The following is a 9,029-nucleotide window of genomic DNA, read 5'->3' as shown; positions in this document are numbered from 1 at the left end:
CGACTTGCGGCCGAAGTTCGGCGTGCGGAGCATCTCGGCCTCGGTCTTCTGGACCAGGTCGCCGATGTAGATGATGTTGTCGTTCTTGAGGCAGTTGGCGCTGCGGACCGACAGTTCGAGTTCGTCGACCTTCTTGAGCAGGAAGCGGTTGAGCTGGTTGACGTCCGACTCCTCGCTCGCCTGCGACGGCGCCGCCATGCCGATCAGGCCGCTGTCGTTCATCGCCTCTTCGAAGTGGACGAAGACCTGGAGCTGATCCTGCAGGATGCGCGCCGCATAGGCGACCGCATCCTCGGGCGTCACCGTGCCGTCGGTCTCGACGGTCAGGTTGAGCTTGTCATAGTCGAGTTCCTGCCCGATGCGGGCGTTCTCGACCTTGTAGGCGACCTGGCGCACCGGCGAGTAGAGCGAGTCGACCGGGATCAGGCCGATCGGCGCGTCGGCCGGACGGTTGGCGGTCGCGGGGACATAGCCCTTGCCGGTGTCGGCGACGAGTTCCATGTTCAGCGTCGCACCGTCGTCGAGATGGCAGACGACATGGTCGGGGTTCATCACCTTGATGTCGCCAGACACCATGATGTCGCCCGCCTTGACGACGGCGGGGCCGGTCGCCGAAAGCTGCAGCCGCTTCGGGCCTTCGCCTTCCATCCTGAGCGCGATCTGCTTCACGTTGAGGACGATGTCGGTGACGTCCTCGCGCACGCCGGCAAGGCTCGAGAATTCGTGCAGGACGTTCTCGATCTTGATCGACGTGATCGCCGCGCCCTGGAGCGACGACAGCAGCACGCGGCGCAGCGCGTTGCCCAGCGTCAGGCCGAAGCCGCGCTCGAGCGGCTCGGCGACGAAGGTCGCCTTGCTCTTGCCGTCGCTGCCGGCCTTGATTTCCAGGTTGCTGGGCTTCTTCAATTCCTGCCAGTTCCGGATATTGACAGTCATGGACTTCCCTTTGCTTTTGCGGGACGGGTCGGGGTCGCGGCCTGCCCTCGCGTGAATGGTGTGACGGCGCGGCGGCGGGGGTGCCGCCGATCCGGAAGCGTCAGACGCGGCGGCGCTTGGCCGGGCGCACGCCGTTGTGCGGGATCGGCGTCACGTCGCGGATCGACGTGATGTGGAAACCGACCGCCTGCAACGCGCGCAGCGCCGATTCGCGACCGGCGCCGGGGCCCTTCACTTCGACTTCCAGCGTGCGCACGCCGTGTTCGGCGGCCTTCTTGCCGGCATCCTCGGCGCAGACCTGCGCGGCGTAGGGGGTCGACTTGCGGCTGCCCTTGAAACCCATCATGCCGGCGCTCGACCAGGCAATGGCGTTGCCCTGCGCGTCGGTGATGGTGATCATCGTGTTGTTGAAGGTCGCGTTGACGTGGGCGACCCCCGAAGAGATATTCTTGCGTTCGCGCCGACGAAGGCGCTGCGGTTCACGAGCCATGATGAAATCCTGTCCTAGATCCTGAAGCTGGCCGGCGAGGGACGGGTGGTCCCGGTCGCGGCCGCGAAGCAGGGAAGCGCGCCCGGTGGACGCGCCGCGACCTTACTTCTTCTTGCCGGCGATCGGCTTCGCCTTGCCCTTGCGGGTGCGCGCATTGGTGTGCGTGCGCTGGCCGCGGACCGGCAGGCCCTTGCGGTGGCGCAGACCACGGTAGCAGGCGAGGTCCATCAGTCGCTTGATGTTCATCGCCGTCTCGCGGCGCAGGTCGCCCTCGACCGTCAGGTCGGCGTCGATCGCTTCGCGGATCTGCAGCACCTCGGCGTCGCTGAGGTCCTGGATGCGGCGGCTGTGGTCGATCCCCAGCTTGTCGGCGATGCCGACGGCGGTCTTGCGGCCGATGCCGTGGATATAGGTGAGCGCGATGATCACGCGCTTGTTGGTGGGCAGGTTGACGCCCGCGATACGTGCCATGTAATCTTTCTCCTGCTCCACAGGGCACGCTGGCAAACGAGCCCTATCTCAAAGCGTCTGATTTCCAACGCAAAAAGCGGACCACGAAGCCGCGTCCCGCGTTTCGCCGTCCGGTCGGTATGTTGGAATAGGCCGCAACTAGGGCGAGTCGCCCCGATTGTCAAGCAAAGCGCCGGTCCGGCGGCTCGCCGATCCGTACCTCTCTGCCGTCTAGGACGTTGCCGCCACCGCCCGGTCGTGCAGCCGGTCGACGACGGCCGCGTGGATGCCCGGGGCACAGGCGATGACGCCGAAGGCCTGCGCGCTCGGCGTGTTGAAGGCGAGCGGCTGGCCGAAGGCGTCGGTCACGGTCGCGCCCGCCTCCGCCGCGATCAGCGCCGCCGCGGCGACGTCCCATTCGAACCCCCAGCGCAGCGTCGCGACCAGGTCGGCGCGGTCGTCGGCGACCAGCGCCATGCGCAGCGCGATGCTGTTCGGCTTGGTCACCATCACCAGATCGCGGTCGACCTTCGGCAGGCTGTCGGCGGGGACGCGCGCGCCGTCGAAGGCGACGCGGCGGCTGGCGCGCAGCGTTTCGCCGTTCAGCGTCGCGCCCTGCCCCTTGCGCGCGACCCACAGTTCGTCGAGTGCCGGGGCATAAAGGACCCCGACCTGTGGGGCGCCGTCGATGACGAGCGCGACCGAGACCGCCCAGCCGGGGCGGCCGCGGATGAAATCGCGCGTGCCGTCGATCGGATCGACGCACCACAGCGCGCGCCGCGACAGCCGGTCGGCATTGTCGGCGGTCTCTTCCGACAGCCAGCCGGCCTCGGGAACCATCGCGCCGAGCACCGCCTTGAGCCGCGCATCGACCGCGAGATCGACGTCGCTGACCGGATTGTCGTGCGACTTGTGCCAGACGTCGATCGCCTTTCCCTCGCCGCGCCAGCGCGCCATCGCCATGTCGCCGACCTCGCGCGTGGCGGCGATCACGGCTTCGATGTTGCGGGCGGGCATCGGGTAGCGAGGCTTAGCTGCTGGCCACCGTCATGCCGTCGATGCGGAGCGTCGGCACATTGGTTGCGTGGCGGAAGACGAGGTCGCTGGCGGGAACCAGCGCCGCGAACATGTCGATCAGGTTCCCGGCGATGGTGAATTCGGCGATCGGCCCCGCGATCGCGCCGTCGCGGATCGCGAAGCCCGACGCGCCGCGACTGTAGTCGCCGGTCACGGCGTTGACGCCCTGGCCGATCAGCTCGGTCACATAGACGCCTTCGCCGATATCGGCGATCAGCGCTTCGGGGGACAGCGCGCCGGGGGCGAGGTGCAGGTTGCTGGCGGTCACGCCCGCCGCGCCGCCGCCGCGACTGGCATGGCCGGTCGGCGCCAGGCCGAGCTGGCGCGCCGATGCGGTATCGAGCAGCCAGCCGGTGATCCGCCCGTTCGCCACGATGTCGCGCGCGCCGGTCGGCAGGCCTTCGCCGTCGAAGGCGCGGCTGCGCAGGCCGCGCGGCCGGTGCGGTTCGTCGCGGACGACGATGCCGCTGTCGAACAGCGCCCGGTCCTCCTTGCCGAGCAGGAAGCTGGTGCCGCGCGCGACGGCGGGGCCGGCCATCGCGCCGAGCAGATGGCCGAGGATGCTGCCGCCGACGCGCGGATCGAGCACCACCGGGACCTTGCCGACCGGCGCCTTGCCCGGATTCAGCCGCGCGACGGCGCGGGTGCCCGCGCGCGCGCCGATCTCCGCCGCGCTTTCGAGGTCCGACAGATGGTGCGCGCTGTGCCAGCCGTAATCGCGCTGCATCGCGGCGCCTTCGCCGGCGATCACGCTCGCCGACAGGCTGTGCCCGCTCGATCCGTAGCCGCCGGCGAAGCCGTGGCTGGTGGCGAGGGCAAAGCGGGTGCGGCTGTGGCTCGCGGTGCCGCCCTCGCTGTTGGTCACGCCCGCGACGGCGCGCGCGGCTTCCTCGACCGCCAGCGCCGCGGCGCGTAGCGCCTGCGGATCGGCCTCGCTGCCGTCGTCGAGATCGAGGTCGGGCACCGGGCCCTTGTAGAGCAGTTCTTCCGGCGCGAGGCCCGCATAGGGGTCCTCGGGCGCTTCGCGCGCCATCGCGACGCAGCGCTCGACCAGCTTCGCCAGTTCGCCCGCGTCCATGTCGGCGGTCGAAACGCTCGCGCTGCGTCGCCCGACGAAGACGCGCAGCGAGATATCCTGCCCCTCGGACCGCTCGACATCCTCGAGCTGGCCGAGCCGCATCGACACTCCGGTCGCGGCGTTGCAGTAATAAAGGGCGTCGGCGGCGTCGGCGCCCGCCTTGGTCGCGGCGTCGCAGAGCATCTGCGCGCGGTCGAGGGCTTCGGAAACACTCAGCATGGCCGCGCCCTATACGGCGCGGGACCGGTCGTCAAAATCAAAGTCGGCAGCGCCGTCCTAGAGGGTGATGGCGGCGAAACCCTGCGTTGCCGCCATCGCGCCGCTGACCCACAGGAAGGGCAGGGCGAGCGCGGCGGCCCACAGACGGCGGACGTCGCGGCGGAAGCGCGCGTGCAGTCCCCAGCTCGCGAGGGCCTGGCGGCTCAGATGATACCAGCGCCGCTCGGTCAGCCGCGCGGCGGGAAGGGCGAGCGCGACCAGCATGACGAGCGCGACGATGATGAAGGCGGACGGCGCGCCGGCGGCGATCGCGCTCGACACCAGCCAGATCTGCAGCGCGGCGAAAACGAGCAGCGCGGCGGCCGCGTGCAGGGTCATCCGGCGGCCGAGGCTGCGTGCCGCGGGCACGCTCGGCGGCAAGCGCTTCCACAGGCGCGGTCCGAATGCTGATGCCATGTTTTCAGCCTCCCCGGCTGGCGATTCCCAGAAACCCCAGGTTTTCAGCCGTTAATCCCCAAGTCAAGCCACGATGCCAGCGATTCGTTAATTTTTTCGTCATTTCATCGCAGATTCCGAACGATTTCGCGGCGCGCCGTTGCTCCATGGCGACCATCGAGCCGCAGAGGCCGTTGGTCGAAACCCGGCACCGGCGAAAGCGCGCGTCGGGCATCGGGCCCGAAACGCGGCCCTCTCTTCCGCTCGACACGAACGGCGAGATGGGCCAGATTTAGGGCGCGATGCCTTCATCGGGCGACCGCCATCCATCGCGCAACATGGGGAAATCATCATGCGTCATCTGTCTTTTCTGGCCGCGCTGGCCCTGCCGCTGGCGTCCGTTCGGGCTGCCGGGCAGGAGGCGCCCGCCGACGTGCAGCCGAAGCCCGCGGCGCTGGTCGCCGACGGCATGCCCGACGTCCCCGCGGCGCTCGCGGCGGCGACGCGGCCCTATATGGAATATCGCGGCGCGTCCTTCGTCGGCTGGAACCCCGGCGACAAGACGATGCTGATCGCTACGCGCTTCGGCAACACGACCCAGCTTCACCGCGTCGCGGCACCGATGGGCGCGCGCGAGCAGCTGACTTTCGAGGCGGAGCCTGTCGGCCGGGGCGTGTGGGCGCCCGCGACCGGCGACCTGATGCTGGTCCAGAAGGATATCGGCGGCAACGAATTCTATCAGATCTACACGATGAAGGATGGGCGCCTGACGCTGCTGACCGACGGCAAGAGCCGCAACGCGCTCAATGCCTGGAGCAAGGACGGCAGCCTCATCGCCTTCACCTCGACGCGGCGGAACGGCCGCGACAGCGACATCTATGTCATGAACCCGCGCGACCCCGCGTCAGCGCGCCTCGTCGCGCAGGTCGACAGCAACGGCTGGGCGGTCGCCGGCTTCGCGCCCGACAAGAGCTGGGCGCTCGTCGCCAGATATGCCTCGGTCGAAAAGACCGACCTGTTCCGCCTCGATCTGAGCAGCGGCGCGATGACGCCGATCGGCGACCATGGCAAGACGGTGGCCTATGGCGAGGCGGCCTTCGCGCCCGACGGAACCATCTGGGTGACGAGCGACGAGGGCAGCGACTTTCAGCGTCTCGGCACGCTCGACCCCGCGACCGGCGTCTTTACGCCACGCGGGCCGGCGGAATCGTGGGACGTCGAGGCATTCGACCTGTCGGATGACGGGCGCTTCGTCGCCTATGCGATCAACGAGGCGGGGGCGAGCCGCCTGCGCGTGCTCGACGTCGCGAGCGGCCGGGCGCGCACGGTCGACGGCCTGCCCGCGGGCGTGATCGGCCATGTCGAGGTCGCGCCGTGGGGCGCGATCGGCATCGGCTTCACCTCGGCGCGCAGCGCCGCCGACGCCTATAGCGTCGATCCCGAAACGCTCGCGGTAACGCGCTGGACCAAAAGCGAGACCGGCGGGCTCGACGCGGCGCGCAACATCGAACCCGAACTGGTCAGGGTGAAGAGCTTCGACGGGCTGGAGATGTCGGGCTTCCTCTATCGTCCCGACCCCGCGAAATTCCCGGGCAAGCGACCGCTGATCATGCACGTCCACGGCGGGCCCGAAAGCCAGTGGCGCCCCGAATTCCTGGGCAGCACCAATTATCTGATCAACGAACTGGGCGTCGCCTATTTCTATCCCAACGTCCGCGGTTCGACCGGCTATGGCAAGCGCTTCGTCGGGCTCGACAACGGGCCGTTCAAGCGCGAGGACAGCGTTCGCGACATGGGCGTCTTCCTCGACGCGCTGGCGAAGGACAAGGGACTCGACGCGGCGCGCTTCGGCCTGACCGGGCGCAGCTACGGCGGCTATATGTGCTACGCCGCCGCGACCCATTTCGCCGACAAGCTGCGCGCGAACCTGTGTGTCGTCGCGATCTCGAACTTCGTGACCTTTCTCGAGAACACGCAGGAATATCGGCGCGACCTGCGCCGTGTCGAATATGGCGACGAGCGCGATCCGGCGCAGCGCAAGAAGCTGATGGAAATCTCTCCGCTGACGCGCGTTTCCGACATCCGCAAACCGCTGTTCGTCGTCACCGGCGCCAACGATCCGCGCGTGCCGGCGTCGGAGGCGGACCAGATCGTCGCCGCGGTGCGCGGCAACGGCGGTACGGCCTGGAGCCTTGTGGCGACCAACGAGGGGCACCAGTGGGGTAAGAAGGAGAATGTCGATTACACCTTCTGGACCTCGCTGCTGTTCTGGCAGCATTATCTGCTGAACTGATCAGCTCGGGTCGAAATCGGCGATCAGGTCGTGGCGGTCGCCGGGAAAGAGCTGGCGGACATAGGTGACATAGTCGCGCGCCCGCCACGTCCAGCGTTCGAGGCTCAGGCAGGCGGTTCCCGGCCGGATCGCCAGCCGCCGCGCCTCGGTCGCCGACGCGGCGACCGCGCGGATGCGGTGGCGCGCGTGGGTCCAGGGGACATGGCCGAGTAGCCAGGTGCCGGGTGCCGTGTCGGCGAAATCCTCGTCCGCGCATCCGGGCACGGCGGCGAGCGAGATCCAGCGCTCCTCGATCGCGAACGGCAGGTCGTCGGCGAAATGCACCCCCTCGACCGCCAGCGCCGCGCCGGCGATCCCGGCGATGTCCGGCGCTTCGCCCGCGGCGAGCGTCGCGCGTCGGTTCCGCTGCCAGCGATAGGTCTCGCCCTTGGCGGCGGCGACGCTGGCGAGGTCGGGGACTTCGAGCACGGCCGACTGGCTGTGCGGGCGCGCGACGAAGCTTCCCGCCTTGCGCCGCCGTTCGATCAGGCCGGCGCGCGCCAGCGTCTCCATCGCCTTGCTCACCGTCGCGCGCGCGCAGCCGTAATGCGCGGCAAGCTCGGTCTCATAGGGAATGCGGGTCCCCGGCGGCCATTCGCCCGAATGAATCCGCGCGCTGATGTCGCCGCGAATCCGCTGGTCGAGCGTCGCGGTCATGCGAGCAGGCGTTCCAGCGTCGCGGTATAGCGCGCCGCGATCGCCGGGGCGGCGACGTGGCGGCCGCCTTCGACGCACAGCCGGCCCCCGCGCCACACGCGGTCGATCGGGCCGGTGCGGCCCGCGAAGATCCAGCGGTCGAGCAGGGTGGCCGGATCGGCGCCGGCGAGCGTCGGGTGCGTCATGTCGAGGCTGACCATGTCCGCGGGCGCGCCGGCCGACAAGCCCCCCGTGACGCCGAGCGCCTGCGCGCCGCCCGCGAGCGCCGCGTCGAACAGCGTGCGTCCGACCGAATCCTGGCCGTTTCCGGCGAGCAGCACGCGCCGCCGGTCGCGCAGCCGCTGCGAATATTCGAGCGCGCGCAATTCGGAGGCGAGGTCGATCGCGATGTTCGAATCGGTGCCGACCCCGAAACGCCCGCCCGCCCGCAAATAGCGCGTCGCGGGAAAGATGCCGTCACCGAGGTTGGCCTCTGTCACCGGACACAGGCCCGCGACGGCGCCGCGCGCCGCGAGCGCGTCGCATTCGGCGTCGGTCAGATGGGTGGCGTGGATCAGGCACCAGCGCGCGTCGATCCCCGCTTCGTCGAGCAGCCATTCGACGGGGCGCCTGCCGCTCCATGCGAGGCAGTCGTCGACCTCGCGCTGCTGTTCGGCGGCGTGGATATGAATCGGACCGTCGGTGGCGAGCGCGGTCACCTCGGCCAGTTCGGCGGGCGTCACCGCGCGCAGCGAGTGCGGCGCGACCCCCAGCGTCGCGTCGGCGGGAAGCAGGGCGCGGCTCGCCTCGACCAGCCGCGCGAAGCCGTCGCGCGACGACAGGAAACGCTTTTGCCCCGGACTGGGCTCGGCGCCGCCGAAATTGCCGTGCGCGTAGAAGACGGGCAGCAGCGTCAGGCCGATGCCGGTCGCGTCGCACGCCGCGACGATCGCGCCCGCCATCGCGGCGGCATCGGCATAGGGCCGCCCGTCTGGATCGTGGTGAAGGTAATGGAATTCGCCGACGCGGGTGAAGCCCGACTCCAGCATCTCGGCATAGGCCTGCGCAGCGACGGCGGCGACGTCGTCGGGAGTCATCCGCGCGAGGAAGCGGTACATGACCTCGCGCCAGCTCCAGAAATCGTCGTCGCGCCCGGCGCCGCGCTCGGACAGGCCCGCCATGCCGCGCTGGAAGGCGTGGCTGTGGACGTTGCACAGGCCGGGCAGGGCGACGGCGTGGACCTCGGCCGACCCCGCCGCGCGATCGGGCTCGACCCGGGTGATCCGGCCCGCGTCGTGGGTGATCAGGACGGCGTTCCGCCATCCGTCGGGCAGCAGCGCCTGCCGGAACCAAAGCTGTTGCATTCCGATCCTCCC

General features: G+C 69.6%; 9 protein-coding genes. 1 reads left to right on the top strand and 8 read right to left on the bottom strand.

Going from position 1 to position 9,029, the window contains the following annotated elements; all coding sequences use genetic code 11:
- From ABS88_RS12670 to ABS88_RS12645, 6 genes are all read right to left on the bottom strand, one after another.
- The coding region (locus ABS88_RS12670) for a DNA-directed RNA polymerase subunit alpha (protein ID WP_286749891.1) at positions 1-936 on the bottom strand (936 nt) is incomplete at its 3' end.
- Between the two features lie 100 nt (positions 937-1,036).
- The gene (gene rpsK, locus ABS88_RS12665; protein ID WP_003040416.1) at positions 1,037-1,426 is read right to left on the bottom strand and encodes a 30S ribosomal protein S11; all 390 of its coding nucleotides are present in this window, start codon (positions 1,424-1,426) and stop codon (positions 1,037-1,039) included.
- Between the two features lie 102 nt (positions 1,427-1,528).
- Positions 1,529-1,897: a 30S ribosomal protein S13 gene (gene rpsM / locus ABS88_RS12660; RefSeq protein ID WP_067105457.1), complete on the bottom strand. Its 369-nt coding sequence runs from the start codon at positions 1,895-1,897 to the stop codon at positions 1,529-1,531.
- Positions 1,898-2,107: 210 nt separating this feature from the next.
- On the bottom strand, positions 2,108-2,893 hold the full coding sequence (locus ABS88_RS12655; RefSeq protein ID WP_286749889.1) for an inositol monophosphatase family protein: 786 nt from the start codon (positions 2,891-2,893) through the stop codon (positions 2,108-2,110).
- 13 nt (positions 2,894-2,906) lie between these two features.
- On the bottom strand, positions 2,907-4,250 hold the full coding sequence (locus ABS88_RS12650; RefSeq protein WP_076076419.1) for a TldD/PmbA family protein: 1,344 nt from the start codon (positions 4,248-4,250) through the stop codon (positions 2,907-2,909).
- Between the two features lie 57 nt (positions 4,251-4,307).
- On the bottom strand, positions 4,308-4,706 hold the full coding sequence (locus tag ABS88_RS12645) for a hypothetical protein (protein ID WP_067105454.1): 399 nt from the start codon (positions 4,704-4,706) through the stop codon (positions 4,308-4,310).
- A 331-nt stretch (positions 4,707-5,037) separates the two neighbouring features.
- Between ABS88_RS12645 and ABS88_RS12640 the strand changes: the two genes are divergently transcribed.
- Positions 5,038-6,978 carry a S9 family peptidase gene (locus ABS88_RS12640; RefSeq protein WP_286749888.1) on the top strand — a complete coding sequence of 647 codons (1,941 nt, stop codon included), beginning with the start codon at positions 5,038-5,040 and terminating at the stop codon, positions 6,976-6,978.
- On the opposite strand, the gene hutC is transcribed toward ABS88_RS12640, so the two are convergent.
- Complete coding sequence (gene hutC, locus ABS88_RS12635) at positions 6,979-7,674, bottom strand: histidine utilization transcriptional repressor HutC (RefSeq protein ID WP_076076414.1); 696 nt, start codon at positions 7,672-7,674, stop codon at positions 6,979-6,981.
- Entirely contained in the window at positions 7,671-9,017 is a 1,347-nt protein-coding gene (locus ABS88_RS12630; protein ID WP_076076411.1) for a formimidoylglutamate deiminase, read from the bottom strand. Before ABS88_RS12630 ends, hutC begins: the two co-directional genes overlap by 4 nt.
- Positions 9,018-9,029 lie beyond the last annotated feature (12 nt).

It is taken from the genome of Sphingopyxis sp. SCN 67-31, assembly GCF_001725095.1.
This window is presented reverse-complemented; position numbering and strand designations above follow the sequence as displayed.

Bases quoted from the DNA above. Each gene is read 5' to 3' on its own strand.
- ABS88_RS12640 (WP_286749888.1), top strand. From the start codon at position 5,038: ATGCGTCATCTGTCTTTTCTGGCCGCGCTGGCCCTGCCGCTGGCGTCC.
- ABS88_RS12630 (WP_076076411.1), bottom strand. From the start codon at position 9,017: ATGCAACAGCTTTGGTTCCGGCAGGCGCTGCTGCCCGACGGATGGCGG.
- hutC (WP_076076414.1), bottom strand. From the start codon at position 7,674: ATGACCGCGACGCTCGACCAGCGGATTCGCGGCGACATCAGCGCGCGG.
- rpsK (WP_003040416.1), bottom strand. From the start codon at position 1,426: ATGGCTCGTGAACCGCAGCGCCTTCGTCGGCGCGAACGCAAGAATATC.
- ABS88_RS12650 (WP_076076419.1), bottom strand. From the start codon at position 4,250: ATGCTGAGTGTTTCCGAAGCCCTCGACCGCGCGCAGATGCTCTGCGAC.
- ABS88_RS12645 (WP_067105454.1), bottom strand. From the start codon at position 4,706: ATGGCATCAGCATTCGGACCGCGCCTGTGGAAGCGCTTGCCGCCGAGC.
- rpsM (WP_067105457.1), bottom strand. From the start codon at position 1,897: ATGGCACGTATCGCGGGCGTCAACCTGCCCACCAACAAGCGCGTGATC.
- ABS88_RS12655 (WP_286749889.1), bottom strand. From the start codon at position 2,893: ATGCCCGCCCGCAACATCGAAGCCGTGATCGCCGCCACGCGCGAGGTC.